Origin of the sequence: Acinetobacter sp. YH12117 (genome assembly GCF_013418865.1) — a bacterium.
Classification (GTDB): domain Bacteria; phylum Pseudomonadota; class Gammaproteobacteria; order Pseudomonadales; family Moraxellaceae; genus Acinetobacter; species Acinetobacter indicus.
Window position 1 is genome coordinate 47,313 of record NZ_VPBF01000009.1, and the last position, 25,623, is coordinate 72,935.

The following is a 25,623-nucleotide window of genomic DNA, read 5'->3' on the forward strand; positions in this document are numbered from 1 at the left end:
GAGAGGGTTAGGGAGAGGATTATTGAATCACAGCCCCATTTTAATCTGCGTTATAAAATATATTTGCTTTGCATAGGCATTCCCTTACTTTTGAAAGATCAAAAGTAACAAAAATCTCTTGTTCACTTGATGATACGTCCCTGTACCACAAGTGAACGGCGACATCCATGTCGCCTCCAATAAAATAAATTACGACTGAGAATTCTGCTTTTTAATCACTTCTAACAGAACTGATGTTGATTTTAAAACTTCAGCATTCGCTTTTGCCTGTTCTTGAATAGAAGCTGAATCTTCTTTTATTGAATCAAATAAATTTTGTCCAAAATAACGCTTTGCTAGATCTGCTCGAATTTCATGTTGTTTTTCTTCAGGCAAGTGAGTAAGAAATTCAGGTAATGCTTCTAACTCCATGTACGTTTGATGTGCTTGCTCTGAAATTTTTCGATAAAAACCAATTTGCTTAAAACAATATGTGAACAAGGTCACAACTACCCCAATTATTGCCACCTTAACAGTAATAACATTTACTAAACTCAAGGTTTCAAAGAAATTTCTTGCATATAATTGTGCAAAAATCAAAGCTAGTGAAAGGACAATCAGTAAGATAATAAATGCTTCATAAAGGTGTACTGTATCTTTATAGCTTTTATATTTTCGTTTATAGATTTCTTTAGTCTTGCGAGCAGATGCTTCACCCTTATAAAGTTTCAAGTCATTTATTAGTTCATTGACCTGCTGTACTTTATTCTCAAACTTAGGATTTATTTCTTTGTTTATTTTTTCATCTAAACGATTAAAAATTGGTGTACAAGCAATAGCGAAACCATGAATAATTTTATAATTAGTAATTAAGACCTGAGAACCTTCAAGCAAAAAATACAATCCACCCTCACCAAAAGTTGGCAGATTGGTTTCTGGCAATACATGCGAAAATCCCCTAAATACAATTGTTAAATTATCCAATTCTGATTCAATTGAATTAGCAAAGAAAATCTGCTGTTCTTGTTGCCAACTATCAATCAATGTCAAAACTGTGCTGCTTATATTTTTACTTTGATAAATACTGCCACGCATTAATCTAATCGATTGATACAGATCTGATACTTTATTTTTCTCTTGTTCTTGTATGAACCTTTCAATGAAGACCTCATCTGAATATTTCTCTAACTCTGAAATAACCTGTTCTAAATATTGATGATAGTTTTTTAACAACTTAATTACATCTCGCATAGTTTTTTAATTGTCAATCAATTGATTAAATATAAGCATTAATATATTTATAAAAACGTGCTAAAACAATTTCTTCCTTAATAATTTATAAGAACCCATGAAAACTTTAAAACCAATCCTTCTCGCTCTAAGCCTAAGCACTACAACTTTCACCACAGTCCAAGCCGCTGAACCGACCATCCCCCAACAAAAACAGGTCGCGGGCTATTATCAGCATCAGTTTGGGCCTTATCAGATTACCGCCCTGCTCGATGGCACCAACTATCTCAACCGCTCACAATTTAAAGGTGCGGCAGATCAGGAAGTCAGCGAGATTCTGAAAAAATACTATGCCGATCAAGCCAAAGGCATCCAGACCTCCGTCAATGCCTTTCTGGTGAATACCGGCAGTCAGCTTTATCTGGTTGATAGCGGTGCAGCCAGCTGTTTTGGCGATCACTTAGGTTCAATCTATAACAATTTAAAAGCCTCAGGCCATCAGCCTGAACAAGTGAATGGTGTCTTTCTGACACATTTACACCCTGACCATGTCTGTGGGATTTCCAATAATGGTGTAGCCAATTATCCCAATGCAACCTTGCATATTGCCAAAACTGAATATGATTTCTGGCTCAATCCCAATACTGTAAAAAAACTGCCTAAAGATAAACAGGCTGGCTTTTTGGGTACGGTGGAAAAAATCAAAGCGGCTTTAGCACCTTATGAAAAAGCGAAAAATATTAAAGTCTTTTCAGACAAATCTTTAGCATTTGGTGATATTCAATTTAAGCCATCATTCGGGCATACACCGGGACATTACAGTTTTAAATTAAAGCATGAGCAGCAGGAACTGGTGTTTATTGGCGATATTGTGCATTCGCATACCATTCAGTTTGATAAACCTGAAACCGCCATTGAATTCGATATTGACCCGAAAGCAGCAGTCGAAACTCGCTTAAAGCATTTTGCTGAATATGCCAAAGACGGTCAGACTATTGCGGCCGCGCATTTACCGTTCCCGGGCATCGGCCATATTTATTCAAAAGATGGTAAAAGCTATCAATGGATTCCAGTACATTTTACTGATTAATTCAGTTCTCTTGAGCTAAGTCACTTTTATAAACAGAACCCCGCTAATGGGGTTCTTTTGTTTTACATCCAGTATTCCTTGCTATTTTTTCGCACTTTTTCTGTTCCTACACGCAACCACATTAGCCCTCGCAGCAATTTTCGCCTTAATTTTTAAAATTTTCTAAACAGTCCAGCCTGTTTCAAAATGCACCGTAAACATACAAACTGCTGCACATCTTTGTATCAATCAATTTAAATCCTTCAAAAATAGCCAATAATATTGAATTTTACAGCGTTCAAAAAAGACTTGATTTGGTGCAAAAAACCGCACTGTGCTTTATATCGAGTCTTATTCATTTCACGAAATTCTTCATCAAAATTTCCGCAGTCTGCCCCTCTTTTACAATCTATTCGCCTCGATATACTGAGTTTCTTTTCCTGATCCCGTGCACTCAATTGGAACGCACAATGCCAAATATCGACTTATTATTTCTCCTTCTTGGTGCAGTGCTGGTGCTGGCCATGCATGCCGGATTTGCATTTTTAGAGCTCGGCACCGTTCGGCATAAAAATCAGGTCAATGCCCTAAGCAAGATTCTCACAGACTTTGCTATTTCTGCAGTGGCCTATTTTCTGGTGGGCTATTACATTGCCTATGGCCAGCATTTTTTCCATAGCTCGACCACTCTGGCGGCCGATCATGGCTATAACCTGATGCGCTGTTTTTTCCTGCTGACCTTTGCAGCGGCGATTCCGGCCATTATTTCTGGTGGGATTGCCGAACGTGCCAAAATGCATTCGCAGGCCTTGGCGACCTTATTTCTGGTGGCGCTGATTTATCCATTTTTTGAAGGGATGATCTGGAATGGCAACTTTGGTCTGCAACGCTGGCTGGCACACAGCTTTGGTGCCAGTTTCCATGATTTTGCCGGTTCGGTGGTGGTGCATGCCATGGGGGGCTGGATTGCACTGGCCGCGGTGATTCTGCTGGGCGCGCGTTATGGTCGCTATAAAAAAGATGGTCGTATCAGTGCGCATCCGCCTTCGTCGATTCCTTTTCTGGCTTTGGGTTCCTGGATTTTAATTGTCGGCTGGTTTGGCTTTAATGTGATGAGTGCCCAGCGTCTGGATGCCATTTCCGGACTGGTGGCGATCAATTCTTTAATGGCGATGGTCGGGGGCACAATAGCCGCTAAAATTGCAGGCAAAGATGACCCGGGCTTTTTACATAATGGTCCACTTGCCGGTCTGGTGGCCATCTGCGCCGGCTCCGATGTGGTACATCCACTCGGTGCCTTTGTGATTGGCGGCATCGCCGGGATTATGTTTGTCAAACTCTTCACCTATACCCAGAATAAACTCAAGATTGATGATGTGCTTGGTGTCTGGCCCTTGCATGGCGTATGTGGTGCTTTTGGTGGACTGGCAGTCGGTATCTTTGGGCAGCAATGGCTTGGTGGTATGGGGGGCGTATCCCTGATCTCCCAGCTGTTCGGCACAGCGCTGGCAATTCTGATTGCACTGGCCGGTGGTTTCCTGATTTATGGCATGCTTAAACTGCTGATGGGGATTCGTCTAAGTCAGGAAGAAGAATTTAATGGCGCAGATTTATCCATCCACCGGATTTCTGCCAATTCTGAAGAAAATATGTTCTAAGATAAAAAAGCCTCCGACAAAACGGAGGCTTTTTTGAGATATATTGATCAACGATCAATACAATTTAAACCATCTATTTCATACCAAAAATCAGTTTTAGCCCCAATAGCGTCATCACCACACCGGCCGCACGATCAAACACTTTTTTAAACTTTAAATAGACTGCGCGCGGTTTTTCCGCCGATAGTGCCACCGCCAGCAAGGAACACCAGCCGGCATCAATAAAGAAACACAGAATAGGCAGGACAAAATAAAAATACAGCGGAATCTCTTTGGGTAATAGCGCGGTAAAAATACTGGCCAGCACAATGGCAATTTTAGGATTCGACAATTGGGTAATCAGACCGGTCATAAAAGCACGGTGTAAGGACATTTGTGTGCCGGCAGCATGATCGGCCTGAATCGGGTCTTTGGCATGTTTAATAATTTTAAATGCCAGCCACAGCAGGTATAAACCGCCACAAATTTTTAAGGCCAGATAAGCCGATGGCACAGCCAGTAAAAAGGCCTGTAAGCCCAGCACCGCAAGCAAACCAAAGATGGCTGCGCCCAAACCGGTGCCCAGCGCGGTAAACAGACCATGCTGACGTGAAATCGCAATCGAGTTTTTCGCCACATAAATTGATGTTGGCCCCGGACTCATGGCCCCCAACATCAATGCCAGCGCAATTGATCCCAAAATAAAAACGGATTCCACAGTCCTATCCAATACAATGATCTGCCGGCATTTTACAAGCAAGTACTTTGAATATCTTCCTATTTTTTACCAGTTGTTTTGATTTTCACGATATTTTTCACTATAGATCTTTATACTGACCTTATAAAATTCACTCCGTATTTTAATCAATCTGCTGAAATTTGCTTGCCATAAAAAAGCGCCCAGATACCAGCATGGCCTGAGCGCTTTTCAAGATCATCAATTAAATACAATATTAATAAATCTGTGATGGATCGGTCTGCTCTGGCCTCACACTCGCTTCTTGCTTGGGCACCAGATAATCCTGATCATGCACCGGCACACCGCCAATAATCATGCTGCGTGTTTCTTCCGTTTTCGGCTGGTTTAAATCTCTGGTCGGGTCACAAGCTGCCAGTAAAGCGCCCTGGATTAAAATAAGCAGGAAGATGATTCTTTTCATCATTATTCTCCCTTTCTGCAAGGTCTATCTGTTTATTTTTTACACAGTTACTGTTTTTATGCAAGCCTGATCCAGCTTTTATCGTGAGAGATTATTTAAATGTCTTTACTGACCGCGCCCCGTTTTCAGTTAGAATTGTCAAAAACGTTCCGTTCTGTCTATGTTTGATTCTATTGCCCAGCAAGTGCCTTATCAGCACATTGAATATCGCCACCAGCGCATCAGCATCAAGCGGCTGGATCTGATTCATCCGCAGATTTCGGGCAACAAGTTTTTTAAACTGAAATACAACCTGCTGGCCGCCCGGCAACAGGGGTTTGAAAAAGTACTGACCTTTGGCGGAGCCTATTCCAATCATATTGCTGCAACCGCTTTTGCCGCACACCAGTTTGGTTTTCAGAGTCTAGGCATGATTCGCGGTGAAGAACTGGCGCAGCGTCCTCTAAACCCGACCTTGGCCACGGCACAGCAATTTGGCATGCAGCTGGAATTTATCTCCCGAAATGCCTATCGCCAGAAAGATCAGCCCGATTTTTTGCAGCGCCTGCAACAGCAATATCCCGATTTTTATCTGATTCCGGAAGGTGGCACCAATGCGCTGGCGGTTCAAGGCTGCCGGGAAATTCTGACAGCGGAAGATGCGCAATTCGATCTAATCTGCTGTGCTGTCGGTACGGGTGGTACGCTTGCCGGATTGATTGAGGCCAGCCAGCAACATCAGCAATTGTTGGGATTTTCGGCCTTAAAAGGTGATTTTTTAACTCAGGAGGTCGCGCAGCTCACGACCAAACGCAACTGGCGTATTCTGGATAATTATTGCTGTGGCGGTTATGCCAAAACCACACCCGAATTAATCCAGTTTATTCAGACGTTTGAGCAGCGTTATAACATTCCGCTGGAGCAGGCTTATACCGGCAAAATGCTGCGCGGCATCTTTGATCTGATTGATCAAGATAAAATTGGGCCAGACCAGAAAATTTTACTGATTCATACTGGCGGGCTACAGGGACGCGCGTTTTAAAGCATTAGCTTCAAGTGCAGTCTATTTATGATACCGGCTGGTTATTGTTTAGCGCCATCAGGCCTTTCACCAAACGGTAGATATGCCAGATAAAGGCCAGCAACAGCACAATAAAACCAATCAGAATGGTGGTCAGAACCGCACCGACCAGATAGGCAATCAGCGTCACCCAAAAGGTTTTGATTTGCCAGTTCACATGACTTTCCAGCCAGGTACCACGCATTTCCGCGCGTTTTAAATAATTCATGATAATGGCAATAATTGGCGTAACACCGACAAAAAAGCCGACGATATACAGAATATAGGTGATCAGGTTGTATTGTTTGAGCTGATCCAGCCCCGCGGTTTGATTCATTGATTTTTTCCTTTTTTATAAAGTCCGATACCAGATATAGATGTCTAGCCGACATTTCTGTTTATTGTTAAGCAAATCAAAGTGCAACTGCGTCAAGTTGAAGCTCGACATCTTCATATAAACAGATCATAAAAAAGTCTGATGAAAGTTTTGTTGATGATCTGTATGTGCTGTGAAATTCAAAGTTCGTCTGTTGTCACGTCCTCAATCGGGCTTCCATCCAGCGGATACAGTTTCAACTGGATGGAAGAAAAAATCAGAACTTAAGGCTGATTGGTCTCTGGCAATGGATTGGCGGCAAAATAGCGCTCCAGATGATTCACATGTGAATCCGGACGTGGTCGGCGCATATTTTCTGCGACCCCGTTATAGAGCTCAGCCCGTGGCGTTAAGTGGAATTTATTCAGCTCTGGGTCCATATACGGCAAGCGCTGTTTACGCTGTAAATATTGATGCAATTGCTGATTAATTTCCTGTAAACCATAGCCACCTTTGGCCCAGGCGCTGTCGTGGCTGCCCCAGTGATGGCCGAACTCATGGCCCACAATGCCAATACTGGTATTAAAATAATGCGCATAGAACAGCCAGGTATCGACTCCCAGCACATTTCGTCCACCTAAACCGCCGCCCACGGTGGTCACCCCGAGCATCACTTTGCCACGGTTCATAATCTCATCATAATATTTTTGATACTCCGCTGCGGTAAAGTAACCGCCATCTCCGACCACTTGGCCCTTGTTGCCAAAGAAGTCATGCCCCATGACCGCTTTATGGTTAAACCAGATGTGTTTAAACTCAGGGCTATTCACCAGATAGGCAAAATTGGTAATCATAATCACCCATTCACGCGCATAGGCCGGGGTAATTTTGCCCCAGATGCTGTAAATTTGCCGATAAAATATTATCCATATAAAAATGGCGCAGGTTTTCATTGGTCAGGGTTTCCCAACTTTCACCATCTTGCAGCACATAACTGCGGCTGGAAAAATATTCTGTAGATTTTGCGTATTTGGTAAAGCTGAACTGTCGATCCGGCCTGAAGTATGGGCTGCATAAAAACGCTGGTCATCCGCGGCATGAAATACCCGTGTTCCCACATTTTCCTGTCGCGTCGCCGCCACGTTGGTTGCGCCTTCTTCAAGATGAGTCAGGTCATATACATAGCTCATGCCATTATTAAAACTGGCATACAGCAAATTACCGACAGCTTCCAAACGCGCACTACAGTTATAACCACAGTTCGGCAAGGACAAACGTGCATATTTTTTGGCTTTTAAATGATTGGTGCTACTGATCTCACTTTGCTTCCAGACATTAATCCGGCTATGCGTATCTGTGGCAAATACATATTGATCATTCGCTGCCACCGACATGGGATGCACCACCACGGTATTGTGCTGATCACCCGACCAACTGCCGGTTCCCAACGACATCAGAAATTGTGGTTCGCCTGAGCCTAAATCAAAGACATCGACCCGGTTAGACGAATAAGAAGCCGCATATAAGCGGTCGTTATGTACACTTAAATCAAACAGCCGATTCCACGGCCGACCAATGCCGGAAATATTCTGGGCATGGATCGAACTCAAGACTCGCTTGGCTTTCAGGTCATAACGCAAAATGCTTGCCTCGGCGCTGTCATTGGCCACATACAAAATATCCTGATGCACCACCATCGCTTTCGGATTCCAGCTGTCCAGACCAAAAGTCTGGGCACTAAATTCGGTGGCCAGATCTGCAAAGCGAACGTCATTGATCAAGCTGGCAGTGACAGGCGTGGTATCAGGTGTTGAACCAGGTGAAGTTGGCGTCACAGGAGCCGGTGCAGATGGATTTGAAGATGCTGCCGTATTGCTGTCACTGCCACCGCAGCCAGTGAGAGCAATACTCAAAATTACCGCCAGGCTTAATAATGTTTTATTCATTGTGTTCCCCAAGAGACAAAGTCATGACATAAAAAATATGTCTAAAAATTGCTATTTATTCTGAACAACAATGCCCCTTTAATAAATACTAAACTATTGATTTAAAACAACTTAAAAATAAAACCAGATCGAATAAACACGACTTTGCCGCGTAAAAAATCACCTTGAAACAGTAAAATGTGGCCTTGCTAACGATGATTTGGTTTATTGATAGACCATTCCTGCTTTATAGGAAAAGTAAATATTCTGCGCACATTTCAATCTGGAAAATGCGGCATCATCAAACGATAAAGTCTATAATAGTCCGCTTTCATTTTCTCTCGGTGCAACATGGCAACAGCAAATCAATACGATGTTCTAGTTTTGGGTGCCGGTGCGTCTGGTTTAATGACCGCCTATATGGCTGCCCAGCGCGGACGCAAAGTATTGGTGCTGGAAAAAGCCAATAAAGTTGGCAAGAAAATCCTGATGTCGGGCGGTGGTAAATGCAATTTCACCAACCTCTATGTCGAGCCAAGCAACTATATTTCACATAATCCGCATTTTGTGATTTCCGCGCTCAGCCGCTATACCAATTGGGATTTTATCGGGCTGGTCTGCGAATATGGCATTGACTATGAAGAACGTAAACATGGGCAGCTGTTTACCTTAAATGGCGCCAAAGACATTCTGAATATGCTGCTGGCCGAGTGTGACAAAACCGGTCTGGTCGAGATTAAAACCAGCTGTGAAGTCAAAGCCATGACCGCCATAGATGATTTGGGTTTTCAGGTCGCAACCACTTTAGGTTATTTTCAGGCAGAATCTGTGGTGATCGCCAGTGGCGGCCTGTCCATTCCGACGTTGGGAGGGTCCGGAATCGGTTATGAAATTGCCAAGCAGTTTGGCCATCATGTCTATCCGACCCGTGCCGGCTTGGTGCCGTTTACCTTTTCCGACAGTTTTAAAGAAGTCACCACCCGCCTCAGTGGTAATGCTGTAGAGGCCACACTTTCCAATACGCTAAACAGCTTTACCGAAGCTTTGCTGTTTACTCACCGCGGTTTAAGCGGACCAAGTTCGCTGCAGCTGTCCAATTACTGGGATGTCGGCCAAAGTTTTCATATCGACTTCCTGCCGGCCGTGGATTTAGCCGAGTTTTTTAAAGCCAAAAAATCCAGCCAGCCGAAAGTGCTGTTACGTACCTTACTGGCCGAACATTTACCGAAAAGTGTGGTGGCAGAGCTGCAACAGCTGATCTGGCCGGAACAGGCGGAAAGCGCCATCGGGCAGCTGAGTGATGAAAAACTGGAGCAGATTGCAGCGCGCCTGCACAGCTTTGAAGTCAAACCGTCAGGTACCGAAGGCTACCGTACCGCAGAGGTGACTTTAGGTGGCGTCGATACCACTGAAGTTTCTTCCAAAACCATGGAAAGTAAAAAGCAGAAAGGCTTGTATTTTGTCGGTGAGGTGCTGGATGTGACGGGCCATTTAGGTGGTTATAATTTCCAGTGGGCCTGGGCGTCAGCGCATGCCGCCGCCCAATATGTCTGATGGTTTATAAAACTAGTAGATGAATTATTCCAGATAATCTGTGCGCAATAAGCACAGATGATTCTGGCGTTGTACACGTAAAATGGTCTGCTGCATTTTCATCACGGCGCACTGAATATGCTTTGGTAATACTGCCGGCTGTTCTGATTGTTTTAAGCTAATTTTTAACATAAGGTCTTCCCCAAATAGACTTTCGTCGATTTTATTCCCTGAATATTTCATACAGATTAAATCTAAGCATCTAAAATATATGAAATATTTATTCCTTTTTTATGAAGCTTCACTATAGCAAAAAATTGTTCATTTATACAACATCATCGACTTTGGTCGCAGCTTGCCCGGTATCGCCCGAATCATCAGCGCTCTGGCCGGGTTGGTTTTGATTTTGGTTTTGAGTTTTGGCAAAAATAAATTTATAGGCGCTGGCCAAAAAGCCAATGGTAATCCCTGCAATCACTACGGGTGCAAAAAGATTGGAAGGCGCTTTCTTTTTCATCATTCTGCTTCTCCAGTTTTCAACAAAAAACGAGGTCGATCAACACTCAGTTTGATCGACCTTGTAGATAGATGACAGGTTATTTCGGGTCATCTTTTTGTGGTTGATGTGCATCGACATCCGGTTCTTTTTCACCAGTTGAACCAAACGGATTATTGCTGGCCGGATGCGCCGGGTCTACCTTTAGCGTATCAGGCGTAACCTGATCTGCACCCGATGCTTCATCTTCCTGCGGTGCAGTGGTCAGTGTTGCCGGTGTGGTATTCGACAAATCCGTAGTCATGGGAGTATTTGTCTCTTGTGGCGAGTCCTTTTTGTTCATTGGATTTACTCCTGGGGTCGTAAAGCCACTATTGGCCGCACTATCCAGCTCCTGTTTCAACGGATTCGGCTGCTTGGCTTCGCGTTTGGCTTTATCAATCAGATCGGTTAAAACACGTTCTGCCGGTTGACGGCCACCCAGACCAAAGGCCAGAGCAAAGGCCACCGCAACTGCACCCAAGGTTAAACCGAAGGCCAGGTTCACAATAGAATCGGCAATGCCCATGGCACGTAAGCCCATTGCCACGACCAGACCCATAATCAGTACGCGTACCAGCGTCGCTAACCAGCGTGAACTGTTGTATTCACCACGCTCGACCACTTTGGCCACCGCATTCGCCAGCCAGAAACCGACCACCAGAATGACCGCGCCCAGCAGGATATTGGCACCGAAGTAAATGAACATGGAAATCAGACCACTTACCTGCTCGAAACCAAGACGGTTAGCCGCTTCAGACACAGCAAACAGCATGGTAAAGAACACGATCAGGCAGCCGACCATGGTCGATACTTTGGTGGTACCGAGGAAACGCTGTACGCCCAGTTTGGCCGGAATTTCATCAACACCCGTGCCTGAAATAATTTCAACCACCAGATTAGCCACGAAACGCGACACCACATAGGCGATGATCAGAATTAAACCAGCGGCAATAATATGCGGAATTGCATACATGATTTCATGCAGCATGGCGGTTGCCGGCTGAGAAATCGCCTCAATACCCAAGGCTTCAAATGCAATGATTAATGCAGTAATGATAATAATGGCGAAAACAAAAGAACCGACCAGCTTCGGCAAGTTAGAGTTCTTGAACAGACCAATTTTTTGCGCCTGCTGTTGCAGATTCAGACTGCCAATTAAACCTTCGACAATACCACGGACAATTTTGGCCAGAATATAACCGACAAAAATAATCACGCCGGCAATAAAGATATTCGGCAGATAAGAAATGGCTTCAGTGACCATGTTTTGTACTGGATATAACAGGCCGTTTAAACCCAGAATCGACAGCACAATTGGCAAGAACAGTAGCAGGATTAACCAGTACACAATATCACTGATATTGCGGCTAATCGGGCTAACCCCGACATCGGCACTGAGCTTTTCATCTAGCTGGGTACGGTTCAGTACGCGCTGCAGGCCCATTTTGACCAGCGTTGCGACAATCCAGGCAATAAAACCGACCGCAATGGCTGCCAGCAACTGGGGAATAAAGACCAGGAAGCTTTGAATCATATTGCTAAACGGCCCACTGACACTTGTCAGGTTCAGCACATTCAGCGCCGCGATAATCGCGATAATCATGATAATCCAGAAGGCAACTCTGGACAGGATACTTTCTACATTGGGACGGTGCCCGGTGGCATGCGACAGCTTCTGGTTGGTGCCCAGCTTTTCTAAGCCTTTTTTAATGGCTGCACCGACAATTAATGCAATAATCCAACCAATAATAAGTATGGCAATCGCCGATAAAATGGGATGAAACTGTTCCCAGTAGTACATGGCATCGAAGCCTGCACCTCTCGGGTTTCCATCAAAATAATCATTCATATGTCTTGCCCTCTTGTTATGACTTTCTACATTCGTTGTTCATGGCAAAAGATGCGCATCTTGATCATGGTAAAAATGAAAGGTTTAAGTACTTTGTATTTTTAAGTACCGTGTTTTTATGAAGTACCAAGCGTGTAAGAATGCACGGCTATCGCAAAAAACCCTGAACTGACGGTCAGGGTTTATGCAATCTTCAGACTTATTGAGCGGTGGCCGTAGCGGTATCGCCATCAGTGGCAGTGGCTGAATCACCATCTACAGCGGTGCCAATGTCGCCATCCACACCTGTGGTCGCCACACCTTCTTCAGCCATTGCAGGCGTACTGTTATTGGGTGTAGCCTGTTCTACATTGGCATTCGGATGCCCAGGTGGTGCCTCACTCGGTTTAGGATCACGATCCGCAAACATATACACCACCAGTGCCAGCAGAAAAACACCCACAGCAATCAAGATAAAAACTGGCATACGTTTTTTCTTTTGTACTTCTTCTGCGCTTGTGACATGAGGTGGCTTGTTAAAATCATGGCTCATGTTTCCCTCACTTCTTTTCTATTCGCTTGTCGAATTTTTATACTAACAAGAAGCATTGTTGTGTTGTGTGACAAAGCATTGTGAGATGGTGAAAAATGTAATTACAAAAAATGAAGTTTTTTACTGCTTTCATTTTATTCAAAATTTTGACGTAAACTGGATTTAGCAGCTGACAGGACTTGTATACTTTTTAGTCGCAATAAGCAGATGAATAACTGATGCAAAATTAGAAGAATAAGCACATGAAAAGGAATATAGAATCGCCTAGATGAGAGAAAAAATTCAGCAGCCTGAGCATTCTCCAGTGCTGATCAGCCCCTCATTGCTTGATACAGCAAAATGCCAGGTAACAATTTGCTTCAGCTCGCCCACCACAAGCGCTGCCTTAACGCATACAAATGCGCTATAATATGTCACTCTTTTTTTCATGCTCCAGAATTTTATGGCGTATCGTCAACAAAGTGTAACGCTTGATCTTGACACTGACGTCACACATCAATGTGCTTTGCACTACACGCGTGATCAGCATTTAATCGGGATTATTGAGTTCAGTAAACCGAGCTTTCTTCTAAAATGGGGCGATCTGGAATATTTCCGCCGTCGTACTGAAGAGTTTTCAGTGATGCCGTTTCCAGACTGCATTAATGCCATGGTGATTGATGTGCGTAATGTCGCGGCCTGGCTCGATAATGAAGTGCCGATTATTCCATGGCGCTTACTGGAAGAAGAATGTCCAGTGCGTCTGGTGGTCCCTGCAGACCGTGTCGAACACTATGCCGGCTTTTTTGAACCGACCTGGCTGACTACTGATACAGAAACAGCGATTCAGGAAATCCGTCATTTTATGGATATGTTTGTGCATTAAGCATATTCAAGTGGTGCTGACACTTCATCAAAAAACCTCATCTGAATCATACAGATGAGGTTTTTTAATAGAATATACGTTTCATTTAATCCGCTAGCGAATGGTAAAAATACACTGCTGCTTAAAACTGGATTTGGGTAGCCAGATCAGCTGTTTATAGCGCACCTGATCAATTCCCAAACTTTGCATTTTCTGGCGTGTATAGCGCCAGCCAATACAATCTTGATAGCGCGCATATTCAGGCGCTTGCCCTGCTGTAGTCGATGCCTGCTGGACCTGAATTTTCTGGAAAAACGCGGTTTCTCTGGCGCGCATCGGGCCAATATACTGCTGATAGGCCTGCTCCATGTCTGCATCATCAAACTGCATTGGTTGCATGGCGCCGCCATGCCAGCCCAGCTGACTGCGCCAGTTCAGATATTTGACCTTTCCGGCCGGAAACACATAATTGGCGCAAGAAGAAAAACAGTATTGCCCGACTTCTACATTCAGCTAATGCGCATAGACCAGATCACCCAAATCCATTCCCAGACCAATTTCACCACCTTGACTGGTGATTTTCAGGGTCTGTACTTGCGGGAACTGCTTCAACAAGGCAGCTGCACGGGTATTGGCATCTTGGCTGAGCGGGCCAGTATAGATCAGCACATCTTCTTGTACCGTCACTTCTGTTTCCGTGCCTGTGATATTTGCCTGTAGCGTAGTTGCCGCCACTAGCGCGACGCTGGCCATAAGCATGGATTGGAACACTTGCATCACATCCTCACAGAACTAGAGAAAATAAACCGGGCTGAAAATAGCAAATCATCAAAGTAAGCCTGTAGAATTCAAGCTTACCAGTAGTTTTCTACTGCAATATTGCCTTCTCCACGGCGATTCATGCTCAGGCCACGCGCTTTTAGGGCTTCTTTGGTATCTTCCACCATTTGTGGGTTACCACATAGCATCACATGACTGCTGTCCGGATTAAAAGACAGGCCCACGGCTTTTTCCAGCTCGCCATTGGCGATTAACACCGGCAGACGGTCATGCAAAGGTGCGTTCGGATCACGGGTAATAATCGGCACAAATTTAAAACCTGTATGCCCTTCGCCAAAAGTCGCTGCAATTTCTTCAATCCGCTCGACATAGGCCAGTTCAGCGGCAGTACGGACACTATAGACCAGATGGATATGCTGGTATTTATTCCAGGTGTCAAAATCTTGCAGCATCGACAGGAACGGCGCCAGTCCGGTGCCGGTACCCAAAAGCCATAAGTCTTGTGGCAAAGGCAACTGATAGCGCGCCAAGGTTAAAAAGCCATACGGTACTTTTTCCAGATACAGCTCATCGCCAACCTGCAGATGTTGCAGATTGGAAGTAAAGGCCCCATCAGGTACGACAATTGAAAAGAATTCCAGGGTTTCATCAAAAGGTGAGGACACCACTGAATAGGCCCGCACCACCAGTTCATCGCCGACTTTAAGGCCAATACGCGCAAATTGCCCGGCAGTAAATTTAAAGTGGGCTGGACGCGTCATGGTAAAGCTGAACAAGGTATCGGTCCAGCGATGTACAGATAACACCGTTTCTAGGCTAAATTTTTCAATTGACATAATTTGTACGTGGCATGAAAGACTGCGCTCATGGTAGCATGGCAGCATAATTTATTAATATTTTTTAAATGTTAAGGCTATATTCATGCGCATGACTTTACGCCAATTGGCTGTTTTTGTAGCAGTCGCTCAAGAAGGCACAGTAACCAAGGCCAGTGATGCCGTCAAACTGACGCAAAGTGCGGCGAGTATGGCTTTAGCAGATCTGGAAGATGGTTTAGGCGCACCATTGTTTGACCGTTTAGGTAAACGCCTGCAATTGAATGATCTGGGCCGTTTTTTACTCCCGCAGGCGCTTGAAATTCTGGGTCGCTGTGAGGCCTTTGAACAGGCCGCCAAAGGTGAGCTGCAAAGCATTGATTTGCGTCTGGGCGCGACCCTGACCATTTCCGATTATCTGATGCCAGATTTAATGGCCAACTTCCTACAAATTCAGCCACAGGCGCATTTACAGCTGCAAGTCGGTAATACTCGTCAAATGATTGAAGCAGTCAACCAGTTCCAGCTCGATTTAGCCCTGATTGAAGGTTCCTGTCATTTACCGCAGCTGCAATGTATCCACTGGCGTGATGATGAACTGGCGGTCTGCTGTTCACCGAATCATCCGCTGGCGCAGCTAGACCGTGCCTTAACCGCAGAAGACTTTAAACAGGTGGAATGGATTTTACGAGAAGAAGGTTCAGGCACGCGTGAAGTATTTGATAACGCCATTTTAAAAGATGTGCCAGATGCCAAAATCCGTTTAACCCTGGGTCATAATGAAGCCATTCTGAAAATTGTGGCCGGCGGCTTAGGCATGTCCTGTATTTCAAAACTGGCGATTGAGCCTTTACGTGAAAAAGGCCAGCTGGTGATTTTAGACACTCCATTCTGGCAACTGGCGCGGCCTTTATTTATGCTGGTGCATCGTCAGAAATACCAGGGTCCAGGTCTGAAAGCCTTTATGAAGTTCTGTGACAGCAAATAAGACTGTATTTAATCCATAAAAAAGCGCCTGCAGGCGCTTTTTTCATACCTTATCGAAATTGGCTTTCACATGGAATCCCGTCGCCATCACCATCCATTTTGGTATTTGGGCAATTACGAATAAAGAATAAAGCCTCCTCATAAGACTTCATCTGACTACAATGCTCGCGGCCATCACATTTAAATTGTTCAGATGAGCTGCTACTTACAGGCAGCGCTTGCTCTACATTCTCTTGGACATTTTCTAAATTCTTTTTCCCTTTTTCACTAAGTCCAAGTTCCGGTAATTCGCCATGTACCGCTCTTTGCTCAGCTACGATCTGTTGCTGAGCAATCATCAGTTCTTCAAGTTTTTGCTGTTTCTGAGCTTGATATTCTTGATATTTCTTATATACCAAAATACTTAATCCTAAAATAATGATTAAGCCTAATACAGTAATGATCTTTGAGTTAAGCCATGAAGACTTCTTTTTATCTCTTGACGAAACTTTACCCTCGATATTTCTGTATCGTAGATTGTTCTGTTCAGCAGGCTCTGATACTTTTAGGTCTAAGCGCACAATATTCGCGGCTTTAAATTTTCCTGCATCTTCAACAATTATAAATTTTAGATTTTCACCGATTTTAGGTGGAACATTCTTATTGGGAAAATCTTTGATGTGGAAAAATAAATCTTTTGACTCTTTCTCTATCTGAATAAAACCAAAACCACGATCTTCATGATAGCTTTTGATTTTCCCCTCTTGAAACATAATGCGCTCTTATCTTTGATATTTTTAATAATTGTAATAAAAAAGAAGCTAAAAAGCCTCTTTTCTATTCTTATACTCGACTTAAGCAGAATATATAAATTCTACCTCAGTACTAACGTCGGAAATTGGACAGCAGGGAAGAAGTAATCGACTGGTTATGGGCGGCCACTTTGGATTTTTTGGCTTTGGCCGACTGGTCTTCAACCCGCTCAATTTTCACTGCTTTAAACTTGTTGCCGTTTTTGACCACATTAAATTTCACCCGGTCATTTCGCTTCGGTTCTATCCCATCGGCCGGGAAATCGGAAATATGAAAAAACACTTCGCCTTCCGGACAGGCAATAAAGCCGTAACCCTTGTCTGCGTTGTATTGCTTAACTTTACCCTGATATTGTTCGTTGCTCATCGACCTGTCCCCCTTTTGCGCTTCAAGCTTAGTATATAAAAAAGAGGCTATAAAAGCCCCTTCTCTGTTCACTGGCAAAATCAGTCTTTTTGCACGGAACCGAAAATTTTGTCACCGGCATCACCCAGGCCCGGTACGATATAGCCATTTTCATTCAGGCCCTGATCCACAGAGGCAGTGAAAATTACCACATCCGGATGCGCTGCTTCTACACGATGAATGCCTTCTGGCGCAGCCACCAGCACCATCACGCGAATATCTTTACAGCCGCTGGCTTTTAACACATCAATCGCCGCCACTAAAGATGAACCGGTGGCCAACATTGGGTCAATGATCATGGCAATACGGTTTTGTACATCCGGTACCAGTTTTTTGTAGTAGGTACGTGCTTCCAGCGTTTCTTCATCACGCTCTAAGCCCAGTACAGACACTTTGGCGCTTGGAATCAGGTTCAGGAAACCATCCAGCATGCCAATACCGGCACGTAAAATTGGTACCACCGTAATTTTTTTACCGGCAATACGGTCTACCGTGACCGCACCATTCCAGCCGTCAATTTCATGCTCGACCATTGGCAAATCTTTGGTCGCCTCATAGGTCAACAGCATGGTCACTTCTTGCGCCAGCTCGCGGAAGTTTTTAGTGCTGATATCTGCACGACGCAGTAAACCGAGTTTATGACGAATGAGCGGATGACGAATTTCATGGATAGCCACGGGAGAACACCTAAAAGGTTAAGATAAAATTCCGTCTATTATAATCATTTTTTGACCCTGATAAAAACAAAAAAGCCCTCAAATATTGAGGGCTTTTTGCTAGACAATTCTCTTTTTCAAGATTATTGCTGAGACAGCATGAAGTGAATTGGAGATAAAATCTCGGCTTCAAGCGCCATCTGGATAATTGGATCCGGATAAACACCAATCACCAATACCGCCAGTGCAGCCAGCAGAACCATGATCCCGCCAACACGTTGACCCCAGTGATCGACTGCATCCATTTTTGGTGTTTCTGGCGGAGTCATATACATCACCACCATCACACGTAAATAGTAATACAGACCAATACCCGAACCGACAATAATCATCGCTGCCAGGAACCAGTGCTGGGTTGTTACCGCAGCCATGACAATCAGGAACTTACCAATAAAGCCTGCAGTCAGTGGAATACCGGCCAGAGACAGCATCATCACGGTTAATACAGCAGTCAGCACTGGACGACGCCAGAACAGACCACGGTATTCAGCCAGACTTTCTGCTTCTGAAGTGTTGTTATATGGACTCGACATTAACGCTACGGCACCGAAAGCACCAATCGTGGTTAATACATAGGTAATCACATAAACAGTCACATTACCCAAGCTGGCATAAGTCAGACTGATCAGACCAATCAGCAGATAACCGAAGTGTGCGATTGAAGAGTATGCCAGGACACGCTTCAAGTTCACTTGGCGTACCGCCAGGAAGTTACCGACCACAATCGACAGTACGGCAATAATGGTCAGCAGTGTAATAACTGATTCTTGCAGGATGGCACCTGAAGTCAGCAAGTAACGTACGAACAAACCAATGGTCGCCACTTTGGCAGCCGTTGCCAGGAAGGTCGCGATTGGTGCTGGAGCACCCGCATACACATCTGGTGTCCATTTGTGGAATGGTGCCAAAGACAGTTTGAATGCAACCGCAAAGATAATTAAGGCAATACCTAAAATGACCAGTGGCTGGTGCAGGTTCTGCATAAGCGCCTGTACAGAGTCATAGAATGACAGTGAACCAGTGTAGGCATAAATATACGCCATACCCATCAGCAACATCGCAGATGCGGTTGCTGAAAGTACCAGGTATTTCACCCCTGCTTCTAAAGACTTCGAACGCTGATGCGTATAGGCTAACAAGCCATACACCGGAATCGACATCAATTCCAGGCTGATGAAGAATGAAGCATAGTGCGAGCTTGCCACCATGAGCATTGCGCCTGCAACTGAGGACAACATCAGGATGTACAGCTCTTCACGATTGTCTTTATAGCTTTCAATATAAGCATGTGACAAGGTACAGCAAGCCAGTGCAGCAACCAGGATCAGTAACTGATAAACCAGTGTGAACTGATCAATCATAAACATGCCCATGACATTCGCTGGTGCAAAAGCACCACCGAATAATGAGAGCAGAATATACGCTGCAGCAAGGTTTAAGCCCACTACAGATGCTGTCGCAATCAGGTTATGGTTACGCTTGATTGCGGTGAGAATCATCACGACGATCGCAGTTAAAGCCACGATCATCACAGGAGCTAATGGCATAAGCTCGGAAAATGACATTGTGAAGTTCATGACTTATTGGATCTCCACATTTTCGAGTTGAGTGCTTACCTGTTCGGTCACTTCAACTAGCTCTTGAACTGGAATGTAGCTGTTTGCTAACCACGCCATGCTTGAATTGGAAATATCAAGGAAGCTTTGTGGATACAGACCAAGCCATAACAGACCAACGGCACAAATTAACAGAATCACAATTTCACGCGCATCCAGATCTTTTAACGGATTGCTGTAATGCTGTTTTTGCTCTTCGTTTGGTGTACCAAATAATGCTTTGTGAATCAGGATCAGACCATAAAGACCTGCAAACACCAGACTCACTGCAGCAATGATTGTAAATACAGGGAACTGGTTGAATGAACCCATCAGAATCAGGAATTCACCAATAAAGTTACCCAGACCCGGGATACCGACCAATGCTGCCACGAAGAACATCAGGAAGAAGGCCAGATACGGGAATTGACCACGAATACCACCCATCAGACGCATGTCACGGGTATGCACACGTTCATAAACCTGACCACACATAATGAACAATGCAGCAGATGACAAGCCATGTGCCAGCATCATGATCATTAAGCCTTGGTAAGTCAGGATATTACCTGCGTAAATCGCCAGTAACACAAAGCCCATGTGCGAAATAGAGGTATAAGCCAACAGGCGTTTCATATCGGTTTGCTGGAAGGCACACCAAGCGCCGTAGAAAATACCAATTAAACCGAAAATAATCGCGATGTCTGCAAACTGTGCAGAAGCCGCCGGGAAGAATGGAATCACAAAACGGAGTAAACCGTACGCTGCAGTCTTAATCAAGATACCTGCAAGGTCAACAGAACCTGCTGTTGGTGCCTGTGCGTGGGCATCTGGTAACCAGCCGTGTAACGGGAAAACTGGAAGTTTTACCGCAAAGCCGATGAACATACAGATCATGAAGGCATAAGCCACTGCTGGTAACTGTGCATCAAGTGTATTCGCCACCGCTAACAGATAGTGGTAGTTGAACGAGATGGTACCTGACAGCATGTAACCGTAAATCACCAGACCCAGGATGCCGATCAGCATGATCAGACCTGCAACCTGTGTATAGATGAAGAACTTGGTTGCTGCGTAAACACGCGATTTACCATCTGCCCCTTTATGCCCCCAAAGCGCAATCAGGAAGTAGATTGGAACCAGCATCATCTCCCAGAAGAAGAAGAACAGGAACAGGTCAATCGCCAGGAATACACCAATCACGCCACCTAAAGACCATAACAGGTTCAGGTGGAAGAAGCCTACGTTCTTCTGGATTTCACCCCAAGAACAGCCGACGGCCAAAATACCCAGCAGCGCCGTCAGGCCAACCATGAGTAATGATAAGCCATCTACCGCCAGGTGAATGTTAATGCCCAGGGTTTGAATCCAAGGCAACTGGAATTGGGCAGCCCAGCTTGGAACCTGTGCACCCAATTCATATTGATACGTACCTGATTGCCATAACGCCAGGGTCAGACCCAGCGTTACCAGCATACCCACCAGCGCAATATAGCGCGGCAGTTTGTCGTCGAGCTTGTCGACGATCCAACAAATAAAACCTGCAATGAACGGAACGAGGATCAGTGCGGGTAAAATGATATTGTTTGGAGCTTCCATCTTATTTCCCCACGACCTGAGTCACGACCACGACCAGCAGTAAAACAACAACACCCAGGGCCATACTAGAGGCGTATTCGCGCAATGAACCGGTTTGACGTGAACTGGTAAAGCTGTTGCCTGCTTTAACAATTGCAGGAAGCACCAGCCACAAGCCATCAATCGGATCGCGACCTAAAATTTTAGCGATAAGCAGGTAAGGCTTCACGAATACGATGTCATACAACGCATCGAAACCAAGTGCATTACGGCAGATATTGGCCAGACCTGAACCCAGAGAAGTCTGAGCAAAGCCTTTTACGGCATTGTAAGCAAACGCAAACAGCACCACGCCAACAGCAAGACCTGCCAAAGCAACCCCAATCGCGATGTATTCAGCACCATGTGCACCGGCTTCAAGCGCTTCAGGAATAATGAAGGCTGGAATTTGTGCAGCATCCAGAATGCTCATCACTGGTGCTTTCAGCACAATCGCCAGACCCGTTGAAAGCACTGCCAGAATTGCCAGTGGAGCCCAGTAAGTAATGCCTTTGATTTCATGATAAGGCGTGTTTTCTTTGCCGAAGAATACTACCCAGATTAAACGGAAAGTATAAATAGACGTTAAGAACGCACCTGCAACACCCACCCAATACAGTGTATTGAAGACTGGTACGCCAGCTAAATGGCTTTGTGTCCACACCGCGGCCAGAATCGCATCTTTAGAGAAGAAGCCGATGGTCAGGAATGGAATGGCTGCCAAGGCACCGCCACCAATCGCGAAACATGCAAACAGGAATTTGTTCTTGTAGAACAGACCGCCCATCTTGAAGATGTTTTGTTCGTGATGGTAAGCCAGAATCACTGCACCTGAAGACAAGAATAATAATGCCTTGAAGAATGCGTGAGTCAGCATGTGGAACAGACCTGCCTGGTACGCTTCAGCACCCACGGCCATAAACATATAACCGAGCTGACTCATGGTTGAGTAAGCCAGAATACGTTTGATATCGGTTTGAACCAGCGCTGCAAAACCAGCCACCAGCAAGGTTACCGCACCGGTAATAGAAATGAAGATCATCACTTCTGGTGCAAGTTCAAATACGCTGAACATACGGCAGCATAGATAAACACCCGCAGTCACCATGGTTGCCGCGTGGATTAACGCAGATACTGGCGTCGGACCTGCCATCGCATCTGCCAACCAGGTTTGTAACGGGATTTGCGCAGATTTACCAGCAGCACCCAAGAACAACATTAAGGCAGTCCAGATGGTAATTGATGAGCTTTGGGTCATAACCGCAGCAGCATTCTCAACGATATACTGTGTATTCAGGGTACCGAACTGTTGGTACAGCAAGAACAGTGCAATCAGCAGGAATACATCACCAACACGCGTTACGGTAAATGCTTTAATTGCAGCAAAACCGTTGGCCGGGTTCTGGTAGTAATAACCGATTAACAGGTAAGAACACAGACCTACACCTTCCCAACCCAGGAACAATAACGCCAGGTTATCGCCCAGTACCAGCAGTAACATGCTGGCTACGAACAGGTTGAAGTAAGAGAAGAAACGTGCAAAGTCTTCCTCACCACGCATATACCAAGATGCGAAGATGTGAATCAGGAAACCAACACCGGTAATCATGCCCATCATCAGCAACGATAAGCCGTCAAGCTGCAAGCTGATGCCTGGGGCAAAATCACCCACGCTAAACCACGTCCACAAATGCTGAACGTAAAGTTCTTTACCGTTATTGACAAAGTCAAGGCCGGCAATCAGGGCAAATAATGCCGATAGACCAACTGCCCCTACCCCGATAATCGCCGCAACTTTCTCAGGAAGATTGTGACGCCCTGCCGCTAATAAAATAAAACCGATTAGCGGGAACAAAATTGTTAAATATAAATAACTCATCCGCGCATCTCACTAGCAGCATCCACATCCAGGTGATGGAAGCGATGATAGAACTGAAGGACGATCGCAAGACCGATACACGCCTCTGCCGCAGCCAGCGTCAGAATCAAGATGAACATGATCTGGCCATCTGGTTGTACCCAGGCACTACCCGCCAGAACGAACGCAAGTGCTGCTGCGTTCATCATGATTTCAAGGCTCATTAAAATGAATAACAGGTTGCGTCGCACCATTACACCGTAAAAACCCAGTGCAAAAAGAATGGTTGCAACGATCAAACCATGTTCTAAAGGGATGTTGCCCATTATTGTTTTTCCTCTTCTGCACCTGGTTCACGTTTACCTAAGTGGAATGCTGCAACCAGGGCTGCTAGCAATAACATCGCGGCAACTTCAACCAATAATAAATAGTGAGTAAAGAGTGCTTGACCGACTTCTTTAGGACCAACAATTTCGGTTCCCATGACAGCTGGCGTGCTGGAGTAATCAGATGCAAGCATCCATACCAGAACCAGACCCATCAAGAAGCTCATTAATGCTGGATATGCCCATGCAGATGAGTTGAGCCATTTGCTCTCTTGTTCAACAGTTTGCTGACCCAAGTTCAACATCATCACCACGAACACGAATAACACCATGATCGCGCCGGCATACACAATAATTTCCAGGGCACCGGCAAACGGTGCACCCACAATCATGAACATCCCTGCAACTGCAAGTAATGACACGATCAAGCTCAGTAACGCATGTACTGGGTTCGTGTTGGTGACAACACGAACAGTAGAGATAATGGCCACGAGTGCCATCAAATAAAACGGCCACATCATGGTAATAGACTCCGTACATCAACAGGTGCACTTTCTTTTTGTGCTTGACCTTTGTCTTTACCTGTAACTGCCATACCGGTTACACGGTAGAAGTTATAGTCAGGATATTTACCCGGACCTGAAATCAGCAAATGTTCTTTTTCATAGACCAGGTCCTGACGAACATATTCACCCAATTCAAAGTCTGGTGTCAGCTGAATTGCAGTTGTCGGGCAGGCTTCTTCACACATACCGCAGAAGATACAGCGAGAGAAGTTGATACGGAAAAATTCCGGATACCAACGACCATCTTCCTGCTCTGCTTTTTGCAGTGAAATACAACCCACTGGACATGCAACGGCACACAGGTTACAGGCAACGCAGCGCTCTTCGCCATCTGGGTCACGTGTAAGCACGATACGACCACGGAAACGCGGTGGTACGATTTCTTCGGCTGGCACTTCCGGATATAAAATGGTGTCACGTTTGCGGGTTGCGTGGCTGAACACCATCCACAACGAGCGCACGATTGACCCAAATCCAGCTAGAAACTTATACATTTTGTTCTCCCTGCCCTTACCACAAGATAACCGCGCCAGTAACCAGCAGGTTCACCAACGCTAATGGCAAGCAAATTTTCCAGCCAAAGTTCATTACCTGGTCATAACGTGGACGCATCAAAGAACCACGTGCCAGAACGAACATCATTACAAAGAATGCTGTTTTGATAATGAACCAGAATGCTGGAGGTAAGAAATCAAGTCCGAATGGCGCTAACCAGCCACCGAAGAATAACGTCACGATCAGCGCAGAGATCAGCACCACGTTGACGTATTCCGCAACGAAGAACATCCCCCATTTCATACCGCCGTATTCAACGTGATAACCTTCTGCCAATTCCTGTTCTGCTTCTGGTTGGTCAAACGGGTGACGGTGCGTTACCGCAACACCTGCAACCACGAAAATCAAGAAGCCCAAGAACTGAGGAATTACAAACCAGACGTCTTGCTGTGCTTCTACAATTTCACGCATGTTGAATGAGCCGGCAATTGCCACCACACCCATCAGGGAAATACCCAGGAACACTTCATAAGAAATGGTTTGCGCTGCAGAACGTAGACCACCCAGCAATGCATATTTGTTATTTGATGACCAGCCACCAAACAGAACCGCATAGACTGCAATACCCGCCATTGCCATAAAGAACAGCAGGCCGATGCTCATGTCTGCCACACCTAAATACGGTGATACAGGAATAACCATGAACGACAGTACCGCAGTTGCCATTGCAACTGCAGGTGCCATACGGAAAGTCAGCTTGTCAGCGAATTTTGGTGTCCAGTCTTCTTTGAACATGATTTTCAGCATGTCGGCGACAATCTGGAACATACCGCCCGGACCTACACGGTTCGGACCGTAACGGTCTTGCCATAAACCGAGCAGACGACGCTCGATAAATGACATTAATGCTGCAACCAGTACCACAACCAGCAAGATCACAATCGCTTGAATGACTGAATAGGCAATTGGCCAGTTCTCAGCCCAAAGCGGTGTTTGACGCATTAATTCTTGTTCCATGAA

At 45.2% G+C, this 25,623-nt stretch carries 29 protein-coding genes; 6 read left to right on the top strand and 23 right to left on the bottom strand.

What is annotated here, in order from left to right; genetic code table 11:
* Window positions 1–189 precede the first annotated feature (189 nt).
* On the bottom strand, window positions 190–1,230 hold the full coding sequence (locus FTU55_RS05180; protein ID WP_180046381.1) for a hypothetical protein: 1,041 nt from the start codon (window positions 1,228–1,230) through the stop codon (window positions 190–192).
* A 97-nt stretch (window positions 1,231–1,327) separates the two neighbouring features.
* Here FTU55_RS05180 and FTU55_RS05185 point away from each other — a divergent pair, with 97 nt between their 5' ends.
* Both FTU55_RS05185 and FTU55_RS05190 read left to right on the top strand, forming a co-directional pair.
* Window positions 1,328–2,299 (top strand): MBL fold metallo-hydrolase, encoded by a 972-nt coding sequence (locus tag FTU55_RS05185; protein WP_180046383.1) that lies wholly within the window; start codon window positions 1,328–1,330, stop codon window positions 2,297–2,299.
* 449 nt (window positions 2,300–2,748) lie between these two features.
* Window positions 2,749–3,936, top strand: coding sequence for an ammonium transporter (locus FTU55_RS05190; RefSeq protein WP_180046385.1), 1,188 nt, complete (start codon window positions 2,749–2,751; stop codon window positions 3,934–3,936).
* Window positions 3,937–4,009: 73 nt separating this feature from the next.
* Here the strand turns inward: FTU55_RS05190 and FTU55_RS05195 are convergent, their stop codons facing one another.
* Together FTU55_RS05195 and FTU55_RS05200 are read right to left on the bottom strand one after the other, a co-directional pair.
* The gene (locus tag FTU55_RS05195; protein WP_104488681.1) at window positions 4,010–4,633 is read right to left on the bottom strand and encodes a LysE family translocator; all 624 of its coding nucleotides are present in this window, start codon (window positions 4,631–4,633) and stop codon (window positions 4,010–4,012) included.
* Window positions 4,634–4,868: 235 nt separating this feature from the next.
* On the bottom strand, window positions 4,869–5,075 hold the full coding sequence (locus FTU55_RS05200; RefSeq protein ID WP_180046387.1) for an NF038215 family lipoprotein: 207 nt from the start codon (window positions 5,073–5,075) through the stop codon (window positions 4,869–4,871).
* A gap of 160 nt (window positions 5,076–5,235) precedes the next feature.
* On the opposite strand from FTU55_RS05200, the gene FTU55_RS05205 reads away from it, so the two are divergent.
* Window positions 5,236–6,096, top strand: a complete 861-nt coding sequence (locus FTU55_RS05205) for a 1-aminocyclopropane-1-carboxylate deaminase/D-cysteine desulfhydrase (RefSeq protein ID WP_180046389.1) — start codon at window positions 5,236–5,238, stop codon at window positions 6,094–6,096.
* A gap of 25 nt (window positions 6,097–6,121) precedes the next feature.
* Here the strand turns inward: FTU55_RS05205 and FTU55_RS05210 are convergent, their stop codons facing one another.
* The 3 genes from FTU55_RS05210 to FTU55_RS15105 all read right to left on the bottom strand — a co-directional run bounded on the left by FTU55_RS05210 (window position 6,122) and on the right by FTU55_RS15105 (window position 8,376).
* Window positions 6,122–6,451, bottom strand: coding sequence for a hypothetical protein (locus FTU55_RS05210; RefSeq protein WP_104499095.1), 330 nt, complete (start codon window positions 6,449–6,451; stop codon window positions 6,122–6,124).
* A gap of 263 nt (window positions 6,452–6,714) precedes the next feature.
* Window positions 6,715–7,383, bottom strand: coding sequence for a hypothetical protein (locus FTU55_RS15100; RefSeq protein WP_257222776.1), 669 nt, complete (start codon window positions 7,381–7,383; stop codon window positions 6,715–6,717).
* A 3-nt stretch (window positions 7,384–7,386) separates the two neighbouring features.
* The gene (locus FTU55_RS15105) at window positions 7,387–8,376 is read right to left on the bottom strand and encodes a YncE family protein (protein WP_257222775.1); all 990 of its coding nucleotides are present in this window, start codon (window positions 8,374–8,376) and stop codon (window positions 7,387–7,389) included.
* Between the two features lie 330 nt (window positions 8,377–8,706).
* Between FTU55_RS15105 and FTU55_RS05220 the strand changes: the two genes are divergently transcribed.
* Window positions 8,707–9,909, top strand: coding sequence for an NAD(P)/FAD-dependent oxidoreductase (locus tag FTU55_RS05220; protein ID WP_168395417.1), 1,203 nt, complete (start codon window positions 8,707–8,709; stop codon window positions 9,907–9,909).
* A 24-nt stretch (window positions 9,910–9,933) separates the two neighbouring features.
* On the opposite strand, the gene FTU55_RS05225 is transcribed toward FTU55_RS05220, so the two are convergent.
* From FTU55_RS05225 to FTU55_RS05240, 4 genes are all read right to left on the bottom strand, one after another.
* Window positions 9,934–10,080 (bottom strand): hypothetical protein, encoded by a 147-nt coding sequence (locus tag FTU55_RS05225; RefSeq protein WP_016659361.1) that lies wholly within the window; start codon window positions 10,078–10,080, stop codon window positions 9,934–9,936.
* A gap of 133 nt (window positions 10,081–10,213) precedes the next feature.
* The gene (locus FTU55_RS05230; protein WP_075167146.1) at window positions 10,214–10,405 is read right to left on the bottom strand and encodes a hypothetical protein; all 192 of its coding nucleotides are present in this window, start codon (window positions 10,403–10,405) and stop codon (window positions 10,214–10,216) included.
* Window positions 10,406–10,484: 79 nt separating this feature from the next.
* Window positions 10,485–12,275, bottom strand: a complete 1,791-nt coding sequence (locus tag FTU55_RS05235) for a mechanosensitive ion channel (RefSeq protein ID WP_168390793.1) — start codon at window positions 12,273–12,275, stop codon at window positions 10,485–10,487.
* Window positions 12,276–12,474: 199 nt separating this feature from the next.
* Window positions 12,475–12,807, bottom strand: coding sequence for a hypothetical protein (locus FTU55_RS05240; protein ID WP_005179600.1), 333 nt, complete (start codon window positions 12,805–12,807; stop codon window positions 12,475–12,477).
* Window positions 12,808–13,249: 442 nt separating this feature from the next.
* Here FTU55_RS05240 and FTU55_RS05245 point away from each other — a divergent pair, with 442 nt between their 5' ends.
* Complete coding sequence (locus tag FTU55_RS05245) at window positions 13,250–13,672, top strand: hypothetical protein (RefSeq protein WP_034598216.1); 423 nt, start codon at window positions 13,250–13,252, stop codon at window positions 13,670–13,672.
* Between the two features lie 93 nt (window positions 13,673–13,765).
* Here the strand turns inward: FTU55_RS05245 and FTU55_RS05250 are convergent, their stop codons facing one another.
* The 3 genes from FTU55_RS05250 to FTU55_RS05260 form a co-directional block, all read right to left on the bottom strand.
* Window positions 13,766–14,116, bottom strand: a complete 351-nt coding sequence (locus tag FTU55_RS05250; protein ID WP_180046391.1) for a hypothetical protein — start codon at window positions 14,114–14,116, stop codon at window positions 13,766–13,768.
* Window positions 14,117–14,164: 48 nt separating this feature from the next.
* Window positions 14,165–14,410, bottom strand: coding sequence for a hypothetical protein (locus FTU55_RS05255; RefSeq protein WP_180046393.1), 246 nt, complete (start codon window positions 14,408–14,410; stop codon window positions 14,165–14,167).
* Window positions 14,411–14,505: 95 nt separating this feature from the next.
* Entirely contained in the window at window positions 14,506–15,267 is a 762-nt protein-coding gene (locus tag FTU55_RS05260) for a ferredoxin--NADP reductase (protein WP_034597870.1), read from the bottom strand.
* 85 nt (window positions 15,268–15,352) lie between these two features.
* On the opposite strand from FTU55_RS05260, the gene gigC reads away from it, so the two are divergent.
* Window positions 15,353–16,234 carry a LysR family transcriptional regulator GigC gene (gene gigC / locus FTU55_RS05265; RefSeq protein ID WP_005179612.1) on the top strand — a complete coding sequence of 294 codons (882 nt, stop codon included), beginning with the start codon at window positions 15,353–15,355 and terminating at the stop codon, window positions 16,232–16,234.
* Window positions 16,235–16,283: 49 nt separating this feature from the next.
* Here the strand turns inward: gigC and FTU55_RS05270 are convergent, their stop codons facing one another.
* From FTU55_RS05270 to nuoH, 10 genes are all read right to left on the bottom strand, one after another.
* Entirely contained in the window at window positions 16,284–16,985 is a 702-nt protein-coding gene (locus FTU55_RS05270; RefSeq protein WP_016659365.1) for a cold shock domain-containing protein, read from the bottom strand.
* Window positions 16,986–17,097: 112 nt separating this feature from the next.
* Window positions 17,098–17,391: a cold-shock protein gene (locus FTU55_RS05275; RefSeq protein WP_005179613.1), complete on the bottom strand. Its 294-nt coding sequence runs from the start codon at window positions 17,389–17,391 to the stop codon at window positions 17,098–17,100.
* Window positions 17,392–17,471: 80 nt separating this feature from the next.
* Window positions 17,472–18,107, bottom strand: a complete 636-nt coding sequence (gene upp / locus FTU55_RS05280; RefSeq protein ID WP_180046395.1) for a uracil phosphoribosyltransferase — start codon at window positions 18,105–18,107, stop codon at window positions 17,472–17,474.
* A 122-nt stretch (window positions 18,108–18,229) separates the two neighbouring features.
* The gene (gene nuoN, locus FTU55_RS05285) at window positions 18,230–19,723 is read right to left on the bottom strand and encodes an NADH-quinone oxidoreductase subunit NuoN (RefSeq protein ID WP_005179615.1); all 1,494 of its coding nucleotides are present in this window, start codon (window positions 19,721–19,723) and stop codon (window positions 18,230–18,232) included.
* Window positions 19,724–19,726: 3 nt separating this feature from the next.
* Window positions 19,727–21,340 (bottom strand): NADH-quinone oxidoreductase subunit M, encoded by a 1,614-nt coding sequence (gene nuoM, locus FTU55_RS05290; protein ID WP_104491474.1) that lies wholly within the window; start codon window positions 21,338–21,340, stop codon window positions 19,727–19,729.
* 1 nt (window position 21,341) lies between these two features.
* Window positions 21,342–23,237 (bottom strand): NADH-quinone oxidoreductase subunit L, encoded by a 1,896-nt coding sequence (gene nuoL / locus FTU55_RS05295; protein WP_005179621.1) that lies wholly within the window; start codon window positions 23,235–23,237, stop codon window positions 21,342–21,344.
* Complete coding sequence (nuoK, locus tag FTU55_RS05300; RefSeq protein ID WP_005179622.1) at window positions 23,234–23,542, bottom strand: NADH-quinone oxidoreductase subunit NuoK; 309 nt, start codon at window positions 23,540–23,542, stop codon at window positions 23,234–23,236. The genes nuoL and nuoK overlap by 4 nt, the downstream gene beginning before the upstream one ends.
* A complete protein-coding gene (nuoJ, locus tag FTU55_RS05305) occupies window positions 23,542–24,060 on the bottom strand; it encodes an NADH-quinone oxidoreductase subunit J (protein WP_171065113.1) in 519 nt (172 codons plus the stop codon). The genes nuoK and nuoJ overlap by 1 nt, the downstream gene beginning before the upstream one ends.
* Window positions 24,060–24,602, bottom strand: a complete 543-nt coding sequence (nuoI, locus tag FTU55_RS05310) for an NADH-quinone oxidoreductase subunit NuoI (RefSeq protein WP_005179629.1) — start codon at window positions 24,600–24,602, stop codon at window positions 24,060–24,062. The genes nuoJ and nuoI overlap by 1 nt, the downstream gene beginning before the upstream one ends.
* 16 nt (window positions 24,603–24,618) lie before the next feature.
* A complete protein-coding gene (gene nuoH / locus FTU55_RS05315; RefSeq protein WP_005179637.1) occupies window positions 24,619–25,620 on the bottom strand; it encodes an NADH-quinone oxidoreductase subunit NuoH in 1,002 nt (333 codons plus the stop codon).
* Window positions 25,621–25,623 lie beyond the last annotated feature (3 nt).